This is a genomic window from Botrimarina sp. (assembly GCF_040219535.1).
Classification (GTDB): domain Bacteria; phylum Planctomycetota; class Planctomycetia; order Pirellulales; family Lacipirellulaceae; genus Botrimarina.
Genome location: NZ_JAVJSH010000029.1, coordinates 139611 through 160711, shown reverse-complemented (window position 1 = coordinate 160711; position 21101 = coordinate 139611). Strand labels below are relative to the sequence as shown.

The following is a 21101-nucleotide window of genomic DNA, read 5'->3' as shown; positions in this document are numbered from 1 at the left end:
GCCCCGGCAAACGCCGGGCGCCACCCCTTGCATCGGACAATCGCTACGACCGGCCGAATCAAATCAATCAAAGAAACCGGCATTTCCGGCAAGGGCTTCCCAGCTTGCCGAGAACGCCGCGCCGCCGCCGATCGATCCACGTACGAGCCGAGCCACGGACGAGCCGAGCCACAAGCGAGCCGAGCCACGAGCAATGGGAGCCGCCGAGCGCGGAAGCCCCCGGACCGGGAAGCGCCGACCCGCGTGCTACCGAACGGGCGGCGCCACGAACGCGGTCCGCCGCTCGTACCGATGCAGCCGCGCGACCGCGTCGGCCGGCGGGGGGTCGCCGGCCGCCTTGAGGGCGCGGCGCTGGAAGGCGGCGGCTTCTTCGAAGTCGCCGGCGGACGCGTGCGCGGCCGCGCTGGCGTCGAGGACCAGGTAGTCTTCGCTCCCCACCAAGCGGCGGGCGCGGTAAGCCGCTTCGACGGCGGTCTTCGGCCCGCGGAGGTTCTCGTCCGGGCAGGTCGAGAGGACCCACGCGAGCGAGCGATAGGCCGACACGCACATCGCGTCGACCGAGAGCGCGGCGCGGTAGTCGGTGATCGCTTGGCGGAAGAAGCCCCCCTCGGCGAACACGTGGCCGCGCGCCACGTACGCTTCGGCGTCGTGCGGGTCGCGGCGGATCGACTCGTTCAGGTCGGCGGCCGCTTCGCGTAGCCGGCCGGCCGCGTGCAACGCGACGCCGCGCAGGCGGAGCGCGTCGGCGCGGCCCGGGCTTTCGGGGCCGACCGCGGCGAGGACCGCGTCGCAGTCGGCGAGCGCCTCGTCGGGACGCCGCATGCGGAGGAGCACCGTCGCGCGGTTCCGCCGCGCGGTGATTGATTCGGGCGAGGCCTCGAGGGCCGCGTCGAGTTCGGCGAGCGCCTCGTCGAGCCGGCCCTCCTCGGCGAGCGTGATCGCCAGGTCTTGCCGCGCCGCTTCGTTCGTGCGGTCGACCGTGAGCGCGGCGCGGAAGTCGGCCGTCGCGGCTTCGTGCTTTCCGGCGGCGGCTTTCATGCGGCCGCGGGCGTAGTAGGCCCAGGTGGCGACCGAGTCGGCGCGCTCGACCAGCGGGTCTTGCCCCGCGTCGATCAGGCGTTCGCGCGTTTCGTGGTAGCGGGTGATCAGCCGCGACAGCGCGTGGCTGGTCGTGGCCGAGCTGGCCGCGTGCTCCAATTGCCGCGTAGCGTGCACGGAGGAAATCGGCGCCGGCTCCGGCGCACGGAGTGGCCGAGGCTCTCTTTGGGCCGTCGGCAGCTCGGCCGGGACGTGCTGGTCGGAGGCCTCATCCGCCGACTCAGCCCGTGGGGGCGCCAACATGGGGCCCCCTAGCAGGTCGCCGATGTCGAGCGGACCGCCCGACTGCGCCCGCGGCGGGGCCGGCGCGGGGGCGTCGGTCTGGCCTGCCGCCAGCGCGATGGCTGGCGCCGGCTCGACCCACGCGGGCAGACGGATCGCCCCCTCGTCCGCGGAACACGCCGCGGCGAGTGTTGCTAGCAACAGGGCGAGTAGCCGGCGCGCGTCCATGCGGCCCCTGGGACGTGGGAAATGACCAACGACCGAATCCCAATGACCAATAAGTGCCGTTTTGGCAAGACCGATCCCATTGGCCACTGGGGCTTGGTCATTGGTCCTTCGGCCAGCTAGCTGGCTTCTGGCCGCGTCATGCTGTCGTAGTTCATCAGCTCCTCGAGCCGCTCGGGGGGCATCAGGTTCTGTTCGCCGACGAGCTGCTTGATGGTCTTGCCCTCCTTGTGCGCCTGCTTGGCGAGGGCCGCGCACTTCTCGTAGCCGATCTCCGGCGCGAGGGCGGTAATCGTCATCAGCGACGCGTCGAGCAGCTCGGCGCAGCGCTCCTCGTTCACCTCCAAGCCGACCAGCAGCTTGTCGACGAACACGTTGCAGACATTCGCTAGCAGCGTGACTGACTCGAGGAACGCGTCGATCATGACCGGCATCGCCACGTTCAGCTCGAAGATCGACCCGACCCCGCCCATGCCGGCCATGGTGACGGTCGCGTCGTTCCCGACCACTCGGCAACAGACCTGCATCACGCTCTCGCAGATCACCGGATTCACCTTCCCCGGCATAATCGAGCTGCCCGGCTGGATCGCCGGCAGGACCAACTCGCCGATCCCGCACCGCGGCCCGCTGCCGAGGTGGCGGATGTCGTTGGCGATTTTCGAGAGGGAAACGGCAATTGTTTTCAGTCGCCCGTGAGCATCAACAAACGAGTCTTTCGCTGCCTGAGCTTCGGGGTGATTCTCAGCTTCTTCGAAGTGCAAACCCAGGCTTTGCTCCAACGCGGTGCATACTTTCGCCGCGAAATCCGGGTGAGCGTTGATCCCAGTGCCAACTGCAGTGCCCCCGATTGGCATATTAGAAGTAACCGCTGACGAGGCCCACGATGCGGCCTCAGCAGCCTTCTCAATTTGCCAGGCATAGCCGCTAAAGGCCTGACCCACCCTGATCGGGGTTGCGTCCATCAAGTGAGTTCGGCCGACCTTAATTATCTGATCCCACTTGCCGGCTAGAGACTGAAGCGCTGGTAGCAGATGAAGCCCTAGCGCCTCTTGAAGTTGCTTCTGGGTTGCAAGACCTGCAGCGATACACATCGCCGTGGGAAACGTGTCGTTCGACGACTGCCCCATGTTCACGTGGTCGTTGGGGTGCACGCCGCCGTCGGCCTTGGTGGTCGCGCCGAGGCCGAGCTTCTCGTTCGCCAGCGAGGCGATCACCTCGTTGGCGTTCATGTTCGTGCTCGTGCCGCTGCCGGTCTGGTACACGTCGACCGGGAACTGGTTGTCGTGCAGGCCACGTGCGACCTCGTCGGCGGCGGCGATGATCGCGTCGGCCAGACGCGCGTCGAGCTTCCCGAGGTCCTTGTTCGCCTGCGCGCAGGCCGCCTTCAGGTGGCCGAACGCGTGGATCACGGCCGGCGGCAGCGGGCGGCCGGCGATCGGGAAGTTCTCCACGGCCCGCGCGGTCGACGCGCCGTATAACGCGTCGACGGGCACCTGCATCTCGCCCATCGTGTCGCGCTCGGTGCGGGTGGCGGGCTGGTCCGGGTTGCGGGCGGGAGGGGACATGGGATTGCGGATTGGGGAATTCGGATTGCGGATTGGGGGCGCTCGTGGGGCGCGTTGGGTTCGGCTAGGCTGAGGCGGTTATGCCTACGATCCTCGATAAGATCGTCGCTGGGAAGCGGCAAGAGGTCGCACGGGCTCGCGAAGAGCGGCCGGTGGAGGAGCTGCGCGCTGCGTTGGCCGACGCGCCGCCGGTGCGGAGCTTCCTGGCGCCGCTTGCGGCTAAGCGGCCGGCCGTCGATGGCGGACCGATCAAGCTGATCGCCGAAGTGAAGAAGGCGAGTCCCTCCGCCGGGCTGATCCGCGCGGACTTCGACCCGGTCGCGATCGCCCGGACCTACGCCCAGCACGGCGCGAGCTGCCTGAGCTGCTTGACCGACGGGCCGCACTTCCAAGGCTCGCTCGACTACCTGCGGGCGATCCGCGAAGCGGTCGACCTGCCGGTGCTGCGGAAAGACTTCGTCATCGACGAGCACCAAGTCGTCGAAGCCCGCGCAGCGGGGGCCGACGCGGTGCTGCTGATCGCCGAGTGCCTGACGCCCCGCGAGCTGCGGCGGCTGTACGATTCGATCGTCGAACTCGGCATGACGGCGCTGGTCGAGCTGTACGACCCGGCGAACCTGCCCGCGGTGCTCGCGTGCGAGCCACGGCTCGTCGGCGTGAACAACCGCGACCTGCACACGATGACGGTCGACCTGGAGCACTGCATCCGGCTGCGGGCCGAGGTCCCCGCCGAGGTGGTCTTCGTTGGCGAGTCGGGCGTGAGAACGCACGCCGACGCCGAGCGGCTCCGCGCGGCGGGGATCGACGCGATGCTCGTCGGCGAGTCGCTGATGCGGCAGGCGGACCTCGGCGCGGCGGTTGACGCTTTGCTCGGCGCCTGACCCGACGTGACGCCGGGGTGGCGGGGGCGTCATTCAGGGGCGGACCCGTTGGCCGGTTCGCCCGACGCTAGCGCGTGCGGCTCAAGGTCCTTGGGCGATCGCTTGGTAGGCGCGGATCGCGTCGGCGACGGGGCGCACGTCGTGCACGCGGATCGCGTCGACCCCTTGCGAAGCGAGCCACACGGCGGCGCCCGCCGTGGCCGCGGTGCGGTCGGCGTCGGGGTCGCCGAGGATCTGGCCGAGGAAGCGCTTGCGCGAGTGGCCCACTAGCACGCGGCAACCGAGGTCGCGGAAATCGGCAATCCGGCGGAGCAACTCGAGGTTGTGCTCGAAGGTCTTGCCGAAGCCCACGCCCGGGTCGAGCCAGATCTTCGAGCGGGGCACGCCGGCGGCCTCGGCCGCGTCGCGGCGGTCGGACAGGAACTGCTTCACCTCGGCGACCACATCGCCGTAGCGCGGATCGTCTTGCATGGTGCGGGGCGTGCCGCGCAGGTGCATCAGGCAGACCTCGCAGCCCGTTTCGGCCACGACGCCGAGCATCGCCGGGTCGCCCGTCGCGGCGGTGACGTCGTTCACGATCGACGCCCCGGCGGCGAGCGCCCGGCGAGCGACGTTCGCTTTGCTCGTGTCGATCGAGATCGCCGCTTGCGTATGCCCGGCCAGCCGCTCGATGACGGGCAGCACGCGGCGCAGCTCCTCGGCCTCGTCGACCGGCTCGGCGCCGGGGCGGGTGCTCTCGCCGCCGATGTCGAGGATCGCCGCGCCGGCCTGTGCGAGCGACACCGCGTGCGCGACAGCGCGGTCCGGATCAACGAACCGGCCGCCATCCGAGAAGGAATCGGGCGTGACGTTCACCACGCCCATCAACAGCGGTAGCCCGTTCGGCTTCATGCCCGACGATTCGAGCAGAACCGGGCGCCTGCGGGCAGGGAGCGAGTCGCCAGCGGCTTTCGCGGGCAACCGCGGTGCGGCCGGCGCCCATCGCTCACCACGGCTCTTCCATCGCCCCGACGATCTGCTCCGCCAACCGGGCGATCGCCAGTTGTTGTTGCGACGCGATCGTCTGGCCCGATTCGGGAATCAACGGCACGGTCTGGCTGAACCCGACCGCGCCGGTCAGGTCGGCGGGCACGGGGACGGACCGTGTGGGGCCGAGCGGCAGGCGGCGGCGGTTGAGCCACGTGGCCTCGGCGTTGAGCAGCATCGAGAAGACCCGCGGGTTGTCGAACTGGTCTTCGGCCTGGACGGTGCGCCGTTCACGCACCAGGCGCACCTCGAGGATGCTGTCGGCGTTGGGCGTCGAGACGACCTTGTACGGGGTCTTCAGCTCGATCTCTTTGACGAGCGCCTCGGTGAGGCGCTCCCCCAGGTCGCGGCGGAAGCTCTCCGACTCGACCATCGGCACGTAGACCGTGGCCACGTCCGGCGCGTACAGCGACGACGCCCCCGCGCGGTATCCGGCGCAGCCCGCGGCGGCCGAGAGCGCGAGGGCGGCGAGTAGGCGGAGCGGGTTCACCGGGGTCGGCGGCCGTCGGGTCAGCGGGTCTGGGTGTCGTCGCCGGCCGACTCGTCGGCGACCAGTGTGCCGCCGCCGGGCGGGGCGGTCGTCGGCTCGGGGGCGCCGGCTTCTAGTTCTTGGATCGAGTTGATCGACTCGAACTTCTTGTTCTCTGGCAGCAGGTTGACCAGCCACTCTAGCGGCACGTCGGGTTCGGCCGGCTGGCCCTCCAGCGCGGCCAACCGCTCGGCGGCGCGCTCCGCGACCGGGCTGCCCGCGTGCTTGCGTTGCAGCTGGGTCAGGTAGTAGCGGGCCGCGCCCACGTGGCCCGCCCCCTCGTAGTAGTCGGCCATCCGCAGGCCGCGTTCTTCGACCGCCGCGGCGATCTGCGCGCGGACCTCGGTCAGGCGCTGGCGGTCCTCGTCCGAAAGCCGGCCGGCGAAGTTGAGCCGCGTCTGCTCTTCGAGTTTCTTGGCTTCCTCCAGCGGCGAGCCGTCGTAATCCGGCCCGTGGTACTTCTGCAGCAGCGACTGGAGGCCGAGCAGGTGGGCCTCGAACTGGTGCTCGCTGCGTGGGTACTCCTCGCGGAGCAGGCGGTAGTGGTAATCGGCGTCGACGTACTGGTGGCGGCGGAAGTGCACGCCGGCGGTCGCCATGATGGCGTCGTCGGCCCGGGGGCCGGTCGGGTCGTTCAGGCGGATGGCCTCGTAGAGCCGCAGCGAGTGGCCGATCGTGTCGAACGTGGGGCGCTTGTCGGTGAGCGGCTGGTAGTCGAACGGCGGGCGCCAGGAGTCGGTGAAGTGCGTCCGTTCCCAGAATTGGGCGATCGTCCACATGCGCTCCACCGCGGCGTCGAGCTTCGGCGTGCTGGGGTGCTTGTCGAGCAGCTCGACGTACGCGTCGGCCGCGTCCTTGAAGTTGTTGTCGAAGTAGAGCGCTTCGGCCCGGTTGAACATCGCCTTGGCGGCGACGTCGGTTCCGGGCCAGCGGGCGGCGGCGTCGTCGAAGCGATCGGCGGCCGCGGAGCGCTTGCCCTCCTGGAAGAGCGCCACGCCCTCTTCCAGCAGCCGGCGGGCGACCGCCTCGTCGGGGCCGTAGCCGGCCGCTTCGCGGACGCGCTCGGCGGCTTTCTTGGGGTCGAGCCCGGGCAGCAGGCCGCCGGAGGGGGCCTCGACCCGGCTGAGCCGGATGGCTTGTTGGTCGATCGGCGCGTCGATCGGCACGCCGGACCCGTCGTAGAAGCCCTCGTAGCCGGGCACGCGGTAGCCTTCGCCCGGCACGAACTCGGCCTTCGACTTGTGCCGGCGCCACCAGTCGCGGCCTCCCCCCTTTCGGGGCTGCTGCTCGCCGCCGCCGAACAGCCCGGCGAGCGAAGGGAACTCGACCGCGGAGGAGTCGGAGCGGCACGCCGCGACGGCGAGCGTCGCGGTTAGTGCTAGCAGGATCGGGCGTTGCATGGCGTTTCCAGCCGGATCGGGCGCGCAGCGGAAGGACGGGCCGCGGACCGTAGGCGCCCGGCACGGGGCGCGTCAAGAGAAACGGGCGGCCCTCAGGCGCTCTCGGCGGCGGGCGCCTGGAAGCGCTCGACGCGGACCCGTTCGATGCGTCGCTTGCTGACCTCCAGCACGGTGACCCGGACCGAGCCGTTGTGCAGCACCTGCTCTCCGTGCTCGGGCACGCGGCCCAGGGCGGTGAACACGTAGCCGCCGATCGTGTCGAAGTCGCCGTCTTCCGGCAGGTTGGAGCCCAGCCGCTCGTTGATCTCGTCGACGTGGGCGCGGCCGAGGGCCTCGCAGACCCCGTCGCCGGTGACGCGGATCTCGTCTTCGAGTTCCTCGTCGTACTCGTCGACGATCTCGCCGACGATCTCCTCGAGCACGTCCTCGATGGTCACCAGGCCGGCCAGGCCGCCGTACTCGTCGAGCACCAGGGCGATGTGGGTCCGCTCCTGTTGGAACATCGCCAGGAGGTCGTCGACGGCCTTGGTCTCGGGCACGAAGATCGGTTTGCGGACCAGCTCGCGGACGGTCAGGCGCTCGGACACGTCGGCCTTGGCTAGCTCGGGGATCAGGTCTTTCACGTAGAGGACGCCGACCAGGTCGTCGCGCGACGCGTCGTAGACGGGGATCCGGGTGTGCCCCATGCGGATCACGTCGGCGAGGAGCTCTTCCCAAGCGAGGTCGACCTGCAGCATGTGCATGTCGGTCCGCGGGGTCATGATCTGCGACACGTCGGCGTCGCCCAGCTCGATCACCCCCTCGATCATCTCGCGCGCGTCCTCTTCGAGGAGACCCTCGCGGTGTCCCTCGGTGACGATCGTGCGGATCTCTTCGCCGATGGACTCCTCGTCGAGCGGCGCGGCCTCGCGGCCGGCGAGCCGGTGGAGCACGGCGTCGATCAGCCGGGTGGCGGCCCGCAGCGGCTCGGCGATCGCGCCGACCAGCCGCCAGAGCGGCCACGTGTGGTAGAGGAACGGCTCCGCGTAGACGCGCGTGAACGCCCAGCTCGTGGCGACCCGGAGGATCGCCAGCACGAAGCCCACGCCGATCGCGGCCAGCGCGAGCGCCGCCTGCGCGTTGTAGCGCTCCACGCTCCACGCGTAGGCGGACACCGAGAAGAGCCCCACGGCGAACGACCCGATCAGGTCGACGCCCAGGGCGGTCGTCTCGTGCCCCCGGAGGATCTCGCCGAACCGGTCGAGCCGGTCGCGCCGGTCGCAGATCTCTTGAAGGTCCGTGCGCGAGAAGCAGCGCAGCGCTCGGGCGCCGATCGCGGTCAGGCAGGTCGCTACGAGCGACCCGGCGGCGGTCCAGAAGAGGGCGGACTGGCTCACGACGAGGCGGCCTCCCCGACCGGAGGGGGCTCGACGCCGCAGCGGCGGAGGTAGTGGGCTTCCGCGGCGCGCATCGCCGCGGTCTCTTCGTCGGCCTTGTCGCGGTGGCCCACAAGGTGCAACACGCCGTGCACGACGTACAGCAACAGCTCGTCCCCCGCGGGCCAGCCGTACTCGGCGGCGTTGGCGGCCGCCGTGTCGGCGCTGACGACGACCTCGCCCTCCAAGCGGGGCGGGCTGTCGGTCAGGGGGAAGCTCAGCACGTCGGTCGGGTAGTCGTGCGCGAGGTGGCGCCGGTTGAGTTCGTGCATCGTTGGGTCGTCGACCACGGCGACGCTGATCGTCCCCTCTCGGTAACCCGCGTCGGCGGCGATCGCGACACACACCCCCCGCAGGCGGTCCTCGTCAACCGCGAGCGTGGGTTGCTGATTGGCTATCTCAACTTCCATGGGATCGCGGGTCTGCAGCGTCACAGGCGTGGTCCGGGGAGGAAGGCTCCCTACCGCCTTCGGCCTAGAGCCTGCAGCCTCCCTCAAGCGGTCTCCTGGTCGGGGTACTTCACGCGCCCGTGGTAGACGGCCGTGAGCGACTTGATGAGGCTCTCGCCGACGGTGTGGACCTCTTGGAGCGTGATCCCACACTCGTCGAGTTGGCCGTCGTCGAGGCGCTTCCGGGTGAGGTCTTCGACGAGGTTCTCGATGCGCGAAGGCGTCGGTTCGACCAGCGCGCGGCTGGCGCTCTCGACCGCGTCGGCCAGCATCAGCACCGCGGCCTCGCGGGTCTGCGGCTTCGGCCCGGGGTAGCGGAACCGGCTCTCGTCGACCTTGGCGTCCTGCTCGGCGCTCTTCTTCTGGGCTTGTCGGTAGAAGTACTCGACGAGCGTCGTGCCGTGGTGCTGCTCGATGAAGTCGATGATGCACTGCGGCAGGTGGTTCTGCCGGGCGAGGTCGGCGCCGTCCTTGACGTGCGCGATGATCACCAGGGTGCTCATCGCGGGCACGAGCGCGTCGTGCTGGTTGCCGCTCTGCCCCTGGTTCTCGATGAAGTAGCCCGGCTTGAGCATCTTGCCGATGTCGTGGAAGTAGGCGCCCACCCGCACCAGCAAACCCCGCGCCCCGATCGACTCGGCGGCCGCCTCGGCGATCGAAGCGACGGTGATCGAGTGGTTGTAAGTGCCCGGCGCGCGGCGCACCAGCTCCTGCAGGAGGGGGTGCGCGGGGTCGCCCAGTTCGATCAGCGACCAATCGGTCTGCACGCGGAAGGCCCACTCGACCAGCTGCAGCGAAACCGTCAACAACGCGCCGGCCACCACGCACCAAAGCCCCGTCGCGACCGCCAAGCGGATCATCGGCCAGGCCGGCTGGCCCTGCAACGCGCCGACGGCGAGCGTCGTGAGGATCGCGGCGACCGCCGCGCCGAAACCGACCATCAGCAGCTTGCTGCGGTGGCGGACCGAGTCGAGGAGCGAGATGGCGGCGATGCTCGGCGCCACCGCAACGGCGGTCTCACCGAGCGACCACCCCGACGCGATCGCCACCGACAAGCCTGCCGTGGCGGTCAGCAAGACCGCCGACTGATGGCGGTAGGCGATCGCCAGGGTCATCCCGAGCAAGAGCAGCGGGATCAACTCGAGCCGCCACACCGAGCCCGACACCGCCACCATGGCGCCCACGGCGACCAAGAGCGTCGCGAGCAGCACGGTGTAGCGCGGCAGCTCGAAGATGGCTTCCGGGTTCGCTCGGTACAGACCGATGCCACACAGCGCCAGCATGACCGCGTCGAGCCAGAACACGCTAAGGCCGCGCAGCAGCACTTCCGGGACGGACCGCTGCGCGAGGAACTCCTCGTAGTCGCGCTGGAGCAGGTCGAGCTGCGTTTCGCCGAGCGGCTCGCCCGCCACGGCGAGGCGGTCGCCGGGCTGGAACCTCTCGTAGACTGGCTCGACCTCCGCCGCTTCGCGGTTGGCCTGCTCGCGCGTGGCCGCTTCGTCGAGGGTCAGCGTGATCGGCAGCTCGGGGTTGATCCTAGCGAACGCGTGCCGCGCCAGGTCGAGGCTCGGCATCAGCCGCCTGAGCGATTGGTCCAGGTCGTTGCGTGCGTTGCCGATGAGCGCCTCGCGCACGGGCACGACCTGTTCGAAGCCCTCACGGCCGCTCCGCCGGACAATGATCGTCTGGGCGTTGGCGTCGGTCGGCTGCGCCGCGAGCAGCCCACGCTGCTCCAGCGGCGCCAGGGTCTCGTCGAGCGCCTTGCTGAACGAGACGCGCGCGTCGTCGTCGGCCAACGCGGCGCGGAACTCTTCGAGGTCCTTGAGCCGCTCGTCCTCGGAAGGTTCGGGCGTGCCCTCGGCTCGGGGCGGCGCGTACCTCGCCCAGATAGCGAGGTCCTCCTCGTCGGGCTCGACCGCACCGGCGAGCCGCGCCACCTCGTTCTTCACCTGCGCGGCCAGTTGCGTGAGCAGCGCCGGGTCGTTGTCGTAGACGGCCTCGGCAATGCGGCGGGCCCGGTCGCGGGCCTCGCGGGTCGCCCGCTCGTCGAGCCGGCTGAACTCCACCTGGGCCGTGAGGTCGCGCGAGGGGACGTCGCCCGGCGCGAAGTCGGGCGGGGGGTCCCAACCGCGCGTGATGATCACCAGCGCCAGGCACGCCAGGGCCGCCATCGCCAGGCGCAGCACCACCGCGCCGCGGCGGAGCTGACCGAGCAGGCTCTCTAGCCTGCCGGGCGGCAGCTCAACGGTCGCTACCCGCTGGCTGCGGGTTCGGGTTGTTTGGGGGGCGGCCATGATCGGGTGGAGCCGGCGGCGGCGGGGCCCCTCGCGGGGGGTCGCCACGCGCTCGGTCGGGTCACCGTTTGGCCCCCTTCTCGTAAGCGTCCACGATGAGACTCACCAGCCGGTGTCGGACGATGTCGCGTCCCGTCAGTCGGATGCAGGCGAGGCCCTCGATGCCGTCGAGCCGCTCCACGGCGTCGGCCAGGCCGCTGCGTGTGTGGGGCGGCAGGTCGACCTGGGTGGCGTCGCCGGTGACGACGACCTTCGAGTTCGCCCCCATGCGGGTCAGGAACATCTTCATCTGGGGGACCGTCGTGTTCTGTCCCTCGTCCATGATGATGAACGCGTTGTTGAGCGTGCGGCCCCGCATGTACGCCAGCGGGGCGACCTCGATGATGTCTTCGCTCGTGTAGCGTTTCAGCTGGTCGTAGTCCATCATCTCGCCCAGGGCGTCGAGCAGCGGGCGGAGGTAGGGGTTGATCTTGGCGTGCAAGTCGCCGGGCAGATAGCCGAGGCTCTCGCCCGCCTCGACGGCCGGCCGCACCAGCACGATCTTACGGAGCTGCTTGTTCCGCAGCGCCTCGACGGCCGCCGCGACGGCCAAATAGGTTTTCCCCGTGCCGGCCGGGCCGACGCAGAAAACGACATCGTGTTCCTGGATGGCCCGCAGGTAACTGGCTTGGCCCTCGGTGCGTGGCCGGATCGTGATCCCCGGCTGCTGGATAACGACCTCGACGTTCGGCGGCGCCGGCCGCTCTCCCGTCACCTCGGCGAGGATCTCCTCGACGCGGGCGCCCGTGAGCGGCCCCTCACGCCCGACGGCGGCTTTGAGCCGCTCGAAGATCGCCGTCGCCTGTTTGACAGCGGCCTCCTCGCCCGACAGGTGGATGCGGCCGTTGCGTGTGGCGATCCGTGCCGGGTTGTGGCGCCGGACCCGCTTGAGGTGCTCGTCGCCGACGCCGAACAACAAGACGGTCTCTTCCGGCCCGCCAACAGGGATTGTGGCTTCGATCATCCGCGGTGTGTGTCGTCCTGAGCGGTCGGTCTCGAAAGCCACCCCGACGAACCTTGCCGACGACCTGTGGAGTGGCGCCGCCCTAACTATACCCAACCCCGCAGCGGCCTGCCCAGCGGCGCGAAGCGGGGGCGGCGCAACCCGTTGCCATTCTTCGGCTTGTAGCGATTGCAGCGCTTTTCTCGTCCGGTTCTCGCCGGCGCCGCTCACGGGCCTACCAGCCGGCCGATCCAGAGCAGGAACGCCACCGGCGCGGCGAAGAGAATCGAATCCAAGAGGTCCAGCACGCCCCCGAAACCCGGCATCCACGTGCTGGAATGCTTCGTGTACGCGTCACGCTTCAGGAGCGACACGGCGAGATCGCCCGCCACACCAGCGGCGCCGACCAACAGCGCGTAGAGCAAGCACCCCACGAACCAAGAGGGGAAATTGCGATCGATTTCGCAACCTAGCGCGGCCGCCAGTGGGCCGAAGGTGATCAGCGTCGCGATCGTAGCGAACACAAACCCACCCGCAGCGCCTTCCCAGGTTTTTCCGGGGCTGAGCACGGGCGCCATCTTGGTCCGCCCGATCAACCGGCCGACGACGTAGGCGCCGCTGTCGCTCGCCTTCACGACCAGGATAAGAGACACCAGCGCCAACATCCCCCACCGGCCGTCCTCGCCCCAGGGCCCGCCGCGTAGCAACCGCAACTGAACCACAAAGCCCATCAGGCCGCCCGCATAAGCGATCGCGAAGATCGCCAGGGCGAGCCGCGTGGTGGCCGAGCCGGGCGTGCGGTAGCGGAGCATCTCGGCGCAGAGCGCCACGAGGCTCGAGGCAGCCAGACCGATCGCCACCCAACCGACACGGCCGACCACGCCGCTGGTGATCGCCATCGGCGCCCGTTCGGCGACGGACCACGCCATCGGCGCGCAGCTCGCGATGACGGTCGCCACGGCGCCGGGCACGACGAGGTACCGGGACGGCGCGGGGATCTGGGAGTCCTGCTCGAACAACCGGACCAGCTCGCCAGCGGCCAGCCACGTCGCCCCGATCGCCAGTGGCGCCATCACCAAACCAGGGTGCTTCGAGCCGAAATCGAAGTACGCCAGAACGGCGATCACCGTGACAAAGAGCACGCCAAGGATCAGTCGCCAGTGGAGCACGTCGAGGCGGGGTCGGCTCGAGGGAACGAGGGTCGGGGCTAGCTGTCGAGGCCGCCGAACCGCCGCTGGCGGCCCGCGTAGTCGCGGATCGCCGAGTGCAGCGTGGATTCGTCGAAATCCGGCCAGGCGCGGTCGGTAACCCAGATCTCGGCGTAGCTTATCTGCCAGAGCAGGAAGTTGCTGACACGCATCTCGCCCGCGGTGCGGATGAGCAAGTCGGGGTCCGCCTCTCCCGCCGTGTAGAGTCGCTCGGCGATGGCTTGCTCGTCGATCTCGGCGGGGTCGATACGCCCCGCGGCCGCGTCGCGCGCCAGCGCACGGGCGGCGTCGGTCAGTTCGCCGCGGCCGCCGTAGTTGATCGCCAGGTTCAGCAGCAAGCCGTCGTTGGTTGAACTGAGTTGTTCGGTCTGATCGAGCTCGGAGAGAACGTGCGGTGGGATCCCCTCGCGGCGGCCGATCATACGCACTCGAACGTGGTCTTCCATCATGATCGGGCGTTCGCTGACCAAGTATTGGTGCAGCAGCTCCATCAAGAACTCCAGCTCGGCGGCCGGACGCTTCCAGTTCTCGCTCGACAAGCAGTAGAGCGTGAGCTGCTGGATGGGCCGCAGCCGCGCACACTCGCGGGTGATCGCCCGGACGACGCGCCCGCCGCGGTCGTGCCCGGCGACCCGCTGCAGGCCCTGACGCTCCGCCCAGCGGCCGTTGCCGTCCATGATGATCGCGATGTGCCGCGGCCAGCGCTCGAGCGGCAGCTCCGCCAAGCCGGCGGGCAGGTCGGCGGTCGCATCGGCGGGCATCGCGGGGGGGGGCGTCGTTGGAGGAGTCGGCTGTCGGGCCAGGCGGCGCCCCTAGGTTAGCCCAGGCCGGTCGCCGCCGCAGCGCAGAAGGCCCAGACCGACCGTCCTCGCCGCGAGAGGACGCGTCAAACGGCAAGCTGTTCGGCGGCGCCGGTCAGGATCGTCTGGTCGCGGCCCGGCCCCACCGACACCAGGCACACGGGGCGGCCGACGAGTTCGGCGATGCGGTCCAGGTAGCCTCGGGCGTTGGCCGGGAGGTCTTCGAGCGCGCGGACGCCGGTCACGTCTTCGCGCCAGCCGGGGAGCGACTCGTAGACCGGCTTGACCCGGCGCAGGTCGTCGACGTGACTCGGGAACACGTTCGTCCGCTCCCCGTCGATCTCGTAGGCGGTGCAGATCTTGAGCTCTTCAAACCCGCTGAGCACGTCGAGCAGCATGACCGCCACGGCGTCGACGCCGCCGAGGCGGGCCGTGTAGCGCGTCGCGACCGCGTCGAGCCACCCGCAGCGGCGGGGGCGGCGGGTGACCGTTCCGTACTCGTTGCCTTGGTCGCGGAGCCGTTGGCCGTCGGCGTTGTCTTGTTCGGTCGGGAACGGTCCGCCGCCGACGCGGGTCGTGTACGCCTTGACGACGCCGATCGTGAAGTTCACGTACTTCGCGGGCAGGCCGGTCCCGTTGCAGACACCCACGCCGCTGGAATTGCTGCTGGTCACGAAGGGGAACGTGCCGTGGTCCACGTCCAGCAGCGCGCCCTGCGCGCCTTCCAGGAGGATCATCTTGCCCGCCTCGGCGGCCGAGAGGAGCATCTCGGTCGTGTCGGCCACGTGCGGGCGGAGGCGCTCCGCGTAGGCCGTGTACTCGTTGTAGATGGCCTCGGGGTCGAGCGACTCGGCCGCGTCGGCGCCCCCCATCGCGGCGATCACGGGCCGCTTGGCGGCCACCACGTGCTGGATCGTCTGCCGCAGGTCGTCGCGGTACAGGTCGCCCACGCGGATCGCGTGCGACCGGGCCACCTTGTCGCGGTAGCAGGGGCCGATGCCACGTTGGGTGGTGCCGATGTTCTCGCCGTCGGACGTGTTGCTGTCGAGCGCGCGGTCTTCGGCCACGTGCCAGGGGAAGATCACGTGCGCCCTGTCGCTGATCTTCAGGTTCTTCTCGAGGCCGTCGACGCCGCGCGAGGCGAGCTCGTCGAGCTCCTCGATCGCCTTGGCCGGATTGATGACCACCCCACCGGCGATGACGCTCGTCACCCCCTCGGTGAGCACGCCGCTGGGCAGCAGCGAGAGCTTGTAGACCTCCTTGCCGACGACGACCGTGTGCCCCGCGTTCGCCCCGCCCTGGTAGCGGACCACGAAGTCGTGCCGAGGCGTCAACAGATCGACGATCTTGCCCTTGGCCTCGTCGCCCCAGTGAAGACCGATAACACACGTGCCGGGCACGGGAGCACTCTCATATCTAGCGGGCGGGGGGCGGGGAAGGCAGCCCGGTAGTTTAGGAGGCTCCGGCGAAGAGGGTCAACGGGCTGTGGCGGAGGGACGAGGGGCGGGGGAGAGGATCCGATCGAGGCCGCGCTGCGGGAACTGCGGGCCGGTTCAATTCGGCCGCGATGGCCGGACGACCAGCCAAGCGATCAGGCAGAGCGGCCAAGAGAGGATGGCGACCAACAGCGCGACGAGCAGGCCCGACTCGCCGCGCGCCAACTCGACACCGCTGTTCACGGCGATTCGGGCAGGTTGCCGGCGCGGGGGAGCCGGGCGCCGTGGCGGAAGCCGACGACGCCGACCGTTCGCAGCGCCTATCCAACGGCGTTATTCCAGCCGCAAATCGAAAGGCATCACCAACCCGATCGGCTCGCGGGCGAACAGCTTGCGGAACCACGCGGTCCGCGCCGTGATCTGCTCCAGTTCGGGGAGCAGGGCCGTTTCGATCCGCACCGTCACCTCGCGCTGCTCGTCGTTTGTGCCGAACAGCGACTCGAAGAAGTCGACCGCCTCGGGGTAGGTCTCGAGGCGGAGCTTCTTGTCGGGGTCGATGCCCGCCAGCTCCTTGGCCTTGGTCATCGCGTCGTGCAGGTCGCCCAGGTCGTCGACCAGGCCGAGCCGCTTCGCCTGACGCCCCGTGTAGACCTTGCCGCCGCCGAGCTCCTTGACGCGCTCCTGCGAAAGCCCCCGCCCCTCGGCCGCCTTGGCGGTGAACTGGTCGTAGGTCTCCTCCATCAGGCCCACGAGCCGCTCGCGCTCCGTGTCGCTGAACTTGTCCAGCAGGCTGAACATGCCGCTGTTCTCGCCCCGGGCGACGAGGTCGGTGGTGATCCCGATCTTGTCGAGCAACCCGTTGATAGCGACCTTGCCTCCGACCACACCGATCGAGCCGGTGACCGTCGTCGGTTCGGCGTAGACGTAGTCGCAGCCCATGCTGATGTAGTAGCCGCCGCTCGCGGCCACGTTGCCCATGCTGGCGACGACCGGCTTCTCGATCTGCCTCACCTGGCGCCAGATCAGGTCGCTGGCGACCGCCGACCCGCCGGGGCTGTCGACACGGAGCACGATCGCCTTGATGTCGTCGTCGTCGGCCGCTTCGCGGAGCGCGTTGACGATCGTCGTCGAGCCGACCGAATCGCTCGAACCGAACGGGTCAACCTCGCTCTCGCCGGTCATGATCGGGCCGACCGCGTAGACGAGCGCGAGCGCGTCGCTCGAACTCTCGGACGGCTTCTTCGCCCCGGCCATGATCCCCATGAGCTTGAAGAACCCGGCCGGGCCGCTGAAATCGGTGTCGACCTTCTTCTTGCCGTAGTTGACGACGAACACCAACGAGTCGGCGCCGATCTGCTCCTCCAGGTCGCCGCGCAGCGAGCTGCCGTACGCCAAGCGGTCGACGAGGCCCACCTCCTCCGCTTGGCTAGCGGTGAGCAGGCCGCGGTCGATCGCCTTGACGACCGCCGCGCGGGTCATCGGCCGTTCCATGGTGATCGTGTCCACCATGTGCTCGTAGAGGTCGTCGATCAACGCCGTCATGTTCTCCTCGACCGGCTCGCTCCAGTCGCGCCGCGTGAACGGCTCGGCCGCGCCCTTCGCCTCACCGACGTGGACGAAGTCCGCTCTGAGGCCGAGCTTGGCGAGCATCCCCTTGAAGAACAGCGGCTGCGCCCGCACCCCCGGCACGACCAGGTAGCCCGACTCGGGCATGACGATCTCGTCGCAGGCGCAGGCGATGAGGTAGCCGGCCGACTCGGCGGTCTCGAGGAGCGCGACCGCGCGCTTGCCTTTCTCCCGGAAGCGCTTGATGGCCTGCCGCACCTCGTGCTGCTGGCCCGATCCGAGTTGGGGCGCGCCGACCTCGACGACGAGTCCTTGGATCTTGTCGTCTTCGCCGGCTTCGTCGATCCGCGCGACCGTCTTGCGGAGGTCGGTCGACAGTTCGCCGAACGGACCCGAACCGCCGGGCGACTCGGGGAAGACCCCGTCGATCTCGAACCACGCGTAGCGGACCTTCTTGGCCTCCTCCTCCCGCTTACGCGAGCGCTCCGCCGCGCGCCGCGCGGCCGGGCTCATCTCTTCGGATCGCTTCTCGTCGGATCGCTTCTTGTTGGCGCCCTCCTTAGCGGCTTGCTCTTCATCGGACGCTTGCTCGTTGGCGCCCTCCTCGTCGGCCTTGTCGGACGACGATTCGGCGGCTTGGTCGGACTTGGGCTCGTCCGCAGCCAGGCCGGCCCCGCTCGGAGCGACCGCAAGACACAGCGACAGAGCGAAGAGCCAGAAAAGCGAGAATCGGGTGGTTTGCATAGCTCGGACCAACGGGTAGGAGTCGGGTTGGATCGGTTGATCGTGTTGGCACTACCGGGGAGCGCCGCGTGGGCCGGCGCGTGGCCCCGTCATGGTACCCCGCGGGGGCGTGCCGTGCCGCTGGCGGGCGGCGCCCGGATCGCCGCCGGTTTGCGCGTCGCGCCGCACCGTTCAGCCGCCGTACTCGGCGGCGTCGTCCCGGGCGATGCTCCGCAGCCGGCCGGGAATGTGCGGCATCGCCGTGACGACGCGGGTCCAAGTCGGCAGCGCAGGCTGCCCGGTCGGGTCGTCGTGCACCGCGTCGCCGGTGGCGGTTATCAGGTTGGCGAAACCCTCGACCGCCTGTTCTTCGCTGTGGCGGTCGTATTCTAGCCCGTTCATCAAAGAATCCGCGTGGTATTGGCGGATCGCGTCCTGCGCCAGGCGGAGGTAGGCCGTCTGCAGCGTGATGAAGTGCCCCCGCGCGAACACCATCCCGCGGCTGCAGAGCGTGCGGAAGATGTTGGCGAGGATGTCGCGCGCCATCTTCATCAGCCCTTTCGACTTGTCGTCGAGCGAGAGCGGCTGGTGCTTGTGGTCGTACAGCCGCGCGATGTCGACCTGCGCGACCCGCTTCGGCGAAGTGTTGCGGAACACCTCGGCGAGCGTGCCCACCTCGAGGCCCCAGTCGCACGGGATCCGGTTGCTCCGCGCGAGCTGCGCGGTCACGGCGAACTCCCCCGCGAGCGGGTAGCGGAAGCTCCGCAAGAAGACCAGGTAAGGGTCGTTGCCCATCACCGAGATCAACGCCCTCAGCAGCGGGACGACGAGCAGCCGCACCACGCGGCCGTGCATCCGGTCGGTGCAACGCGCGTAGTAGGCCTTGCAGAAATGGAAGTCCATGCCGGGGTGGGCCATCGGCAGCGCGAGGCGCACCAGCATGTCGTTGTTGTAGTTTTCGATGTCGCCGTCCTGGAGGACGAACGCCTCGACGCTCGGGTCGGCGAGCAAGAACCCGAACCCAAACCAGACCGCCCTGCCCTTGCCCGGAGCGGTCACGTGGAAGCCGGCCTCGGCCAGCTCGTCGGTCGCGGCCGCGCCGCGCGGCCCGTCGGTCCAGAGCAGCCGCGCCCGCCCACCGAGCGGCTCGATCTTGCGCCGCGCGTCGGCGTAGTCGTCCGGGCTGCCGGCGCGGTTGAGCACCACGACGATCGTGTGAAGGTAGTCGGCCCTCGCCAGTTCGGCGACCATCTGCCCGAAGGGCGCGGCCCGCATGTCGGCCGCGGTGATCGGCAACACCAGCCCGATAGGCCGCTGGACGACCGCCTCACGCAGGAGCACCTCGAGCCGCGACGCGTCGGTCGTGCCGAAGTCGTGCAGGGTCGTGATCGGTCCGCGTTGGGCGAAGTCGGGCACTTTCGGAACCGCGGAAGGCGGAAGGCGGACTGGCGAGCCGCTGGGCTCAGCCGGCGGCGGGAGCCGGCGGTCTCTCAACCACAGATAAACGCAGATGAACGGGGATGGCTAGCGTGGGGTGAGCCAAACGGCTTGACCCGGCTGCAATCGCACTCGATCGACTGAGTCGATCGCTTGGCCGGTGATGGCTTCGGTCATCGGTAACTTTGGCGGCAAACGGAGGGGTTGAGGTTCGCTGGACACGTTGCAAGCGACTAGCACACGCCGCTTTCCATCAAGGCTCGTGCGGGCGAAGGCCAGCACGGCGTCGTTCTCCGAGTCCACAACGTGTTGCGCCGCGTCGGGGTGGAACGCGGGCTCGGCGACGCGTTTGGCGAGGAGGCCCTTGTAGCCTTCCAGCACACGGCGCTGGGGGGTCCCTTCGGCGAGGGCCTCGTCGAGCTCGGCCCGGTCGTACTTGTGGCGGTTGATCCGCCGCGCTATGCCGCCGCTCTGCGTCACTCCGGCCAAGTCGTTCGGCGTGCCGACCAGGCTGTGGAAGTACACCGCCGGCATGCCGCGCAGGGCGAGCATCACCGCTTGCGAGGACAGAAAGCGGCGGACGTGGAGCTCCTCGTCCGGCTCTTCCGGCGCCATCGCGCTGAAGTAGGCGACGCACAGCTCGTACGGGGTGTCGGTCCCGTCCGGCTTGCGGCGGGTGTTGACGATCGCCCCGCGGCGATCAACCGCTTGGACCATCGCCGCGAAGCGATCGTCCGAAACGAGCCCCTCCAGCGGCCGCACGCCGACCCCGTCGTGCGACGCGGTGAAATTGAAGAACGTGCACCCCGGCGGGGGCGGGTCGAGGTTCGCTAGCCAGTCGCGCAGGGCCGTGGCGTCGCCGGAGAGGAAGGCCTCGAGCAAGAGCGGCGGCAGGCTGAACTGGTAGACCATGTGGGCCTCGTCCGCCTCGCCGGTGGCCGCGTCGACCTGGCCGAAGTAAGAGACGTTCTCCTTGTGAGGCACGTTGGTCTCGGTCAGCACGAGCGTCTGCGGCGCGAAGGCCGCCAGCACGTCGCGCATGACCTTCACCAGCTCGTGGGTCTGGGGCAGGTGGATCGACGGCGTGCCGATCCGCTTCCAGAGGAACGCGATCGCGTCGAGCCGCACGATCCGCGCCCCCCGACGCGCGTACTCCACCAGGACCCGCAGCATGCGGGCGACGAGCTCGGGCGACTCGTAGTTGAGGTCGACCTGATCGGCGGAGAACGTCGTCCACACGTGCCGCTCGCCCCGCGACGTGTCGACGGGCGTGAGCAGCGGGAGGCTGCGCGGGCGGACGACCGCGGAGTAATCGAGCGTGGGGTCGGCTTCGACGAAGAAGCGGTCGTAGGGCGCCTCGCCGCGGCGGTACGCGGCGAACCACTCGCTCTGGGCCGAAGCGTGGTTCAGCACCAGGTCGAACATCAGGTCGAACGACTCGCCCAGCTCGGCGATGTCGTCCCACGTTCCCGAAGCGGGATCGACCTGTAAGTAGTCGATCACGCTAAACCCATCGTCCGACGAGTACGGGCAGAAGGGCAGCAGGTGGACCGTGCTAACCGGCTCGTCTAAGCCGTTATCGAGCAGCCACCGCCGCAACGCCGCGAGGGGCGTGTCGCCGCTCGTGGGGTCGCGCACCTGGTCGGCGTAGGTGATCAGCACGACGTCGCGCTCGTTCCAGCGGGCGTCTGCGGCAGCGAGCGAGGGCTCGTCGAGCAGATCGGCGAACTCCGCGTCGAGCGCCGCGAGCACGGCTTCCGCCTTCTCGCCGTAGACGGCGCCGAGTCGGCCGGGCAGGGAGGGGACGCGATCGGCGATAGCCAAGGCGGGGCGCTCCGGGATTCG

The 21101-nt window shown here is 69.6% G+C and carries 17 protein-coding genes; 1 reads left to right on the top strand and 16 read right to left on the bottom strand.

Annotation, left to right across the window (positions count from 1 at the left end; all coding sequences use genetic code 11):
• Positions 1-246 precede the first annotated feature (246 nt).
• A complete protein-coding gene (locus RIC11_RS16875) occupies positions 247-1548 on the bottom strand; it encodes a tetratricopeptide repeat protein (RefSeq protein WP_350213409.1) in 1302 nt (433 codons plus the stop codon).
• Positions 1549-1664: 116 nt separating this feature from the next.
• Complete coding sequence (locus RIC11_RS16870) at positions 1665-3110, bottom strand: class II fumarate hydratase (RefSeq protein ID WP_350213407.1); 1446 nt, start codon at positions 3108-3110, stop codon at positions 1665-1667.
• Positions 3111-3190: 80 nt separating this feature from the next.
• Between RIC11_RS16870 and trpC the strand changes: the two genes are divergently transcribed.
• On the top strand, positions 3191-3991 hold the full coding sequence (gene trpC / locus RIC11_RS16865; RefSeq protein ID WP_350213405.1) for an indole-3-glycerol phosphate synthase TrpC: 801 nt from the start codon (positions 3191-3193) through the stop codon (positions 3989-3991).
• Positions 3992-4072: 81 nt separating this feature from the next.
• Here trpC and folP read toward each other — a convergent pair whose 3' ends face one another.
• The 14 genes from folP to RIC11_RS16795 all read right to left on the bottom strand — a co-directional run bounded on the left by folP (position 4073) and on the right by RIC11_RS16795 (position 21080).
• Positions 4073-4882 (bottom strand): dihydropteroate synthase, encoded by an 810-nt coding sequence (folP, locus tag RIC11_RS16860; protein ID WP_350213403.1) that lies wholly within the window; start codon positions 4880-4882, stop codon positions 4073-4075.
• 94 nt (positions 4883-4976) lie between these two features.
• Positions 4977-5507, bottom strand: a complete 531-nt coding sequence (lptE, locus tag RIC11_RS16855) for an LPS assembly lipoprotein LptE (protein ID WP_350213401.1) — start codon at positions 5505-5507, stop codon at positions 4977-4979.
• Positions 5508-5527: 20 nt separating this feature from the next.
• Entirely contained in the window at positions 5528-6946 is a 1419-nt protein-coding gene (locus RIC11_RS16850) for a tetratricopeptide repeat protein (protein ID WP_350213399.1), read from the bottom strand.
• 92 nt (positions 6947-7038) lie between these two features.
• Entirely contained in the window at positions 7039-8322 is a 1284-nt protein-coding gene (locus tag RIC11_RS16845; protein WP_350213397.1) for a hemolysin family protein, read from the bottom strand.
• A complete protein-coding gene (ybeY, locus tag RIC11_RS16840) occupies positions 8319-8771 on the bottom strand; it encodes an rRNA maturation RNase YbeY (protein ID WP_350213395.1) in 453 nt (150 codons plus the stop codon). The genes RIC11_RS16845 and ybeY overlap by 4 nt, the downstream gene beginning before the upstream one ends.
• An 83-nt stretch (positions 8772-8854) precedes the next feature.
• Entirely contained in the window at positions 8855-11152 is a 2298-nt protein-coding gene (locus RIC11_RS16835) for an HD family phosphohydrolase (protein WP_350213393.1), read from the bottom strand.
• A 13-nt stretch (positions 11153-11165) separates the two neighbouring features.
• Complete coding sequence (locus tag RIC11_RS16830) at positions 11166-12107, bottom strand: PhoH family protein (RefSeq protein ID WP_350213391.1); 942 nt, start codon at positions 12105-12107, stop codon at positions 11166-11168.
• A 206-nt stretch (positions 12108-12313) separates the two neighbouring features.
• A complete protein-coding gene (locus RIC11_RS16825) occupies positions 12314-13255 on the bottom strand; it encodes a phosphatidate cytidylyltransferase (RefSeq protein WP_350213389.1) in 942 nt (313 codons plus the stop codon).
• 38 nt (positions 13256-13293) lie between these two features.
• Complete coding sequence (gene uppS / locus RIC11_RS16820; RefSeq protein ID WP_350213387.1) at positions 13294-14055, bottom strand: polyprenyl diphosphate synthase; 762 nt, start codon at positions 14053-14055, stop codon at positions 13294-13296.
• Positions 14056-14180: 125 nt separating this feature from the next.
• Positions 14181-15494, bottom strand: coding sequence for an adenylosuccinate synthase (locus tag RIC11_RS16815; protein ID WP_350213385.1), 1314 nt, complete (start codon positions 15492-15494; stop codon positions 14181-14183).
• A 153-nt stretch (positions 15495-15647) separates the two neighbouring features.
• A complete protein-coding gene (locus RIC11_RS16810) occupies positions 15648-15773 on the bottom strand; it encodes a hypothetical protein (protein WP_350213383.1) in 126 nt (41 codons plus the stop codon).
• 90 nt (positions 15774-15863) lie between these two features.
• A complete protein-coding gene (gene sppA, locus RIC11_RS16805; RefSeq protein ID WP_350213381.1) occupies positions 15864-17840 on the bottom strand; it encodes a signal peptide peptidase SppA in 1977 nt (658 codons plus the stop codon).
• 171 nt (positions 17841-18011) lie between these two features.
• Positions 18012-19235: a glycosyltransferase family protein gene (locus RIC11_RS16800; protein WP_350213379.1), complete on the bottom strand. Its 1224-nt coding sequence runs from the start codon at positions 19233-19235 to the stop codon at positions 18012-18014.
• A gap of 108 nt (positions 19236-19343) precedes the next feature.
• Complete coding sequence (locus RIC11_RS16795) at positions 19344-21080, bottom strand: alpha-amylase family glycosyl hydrolase (protein ID WP_350213377.1); 1737 nt, start codon at positions 21078-21080, stop codon at positions 19344-19346.
• Positions 21081-21101 lie beyond the last annotated feature (21 nt).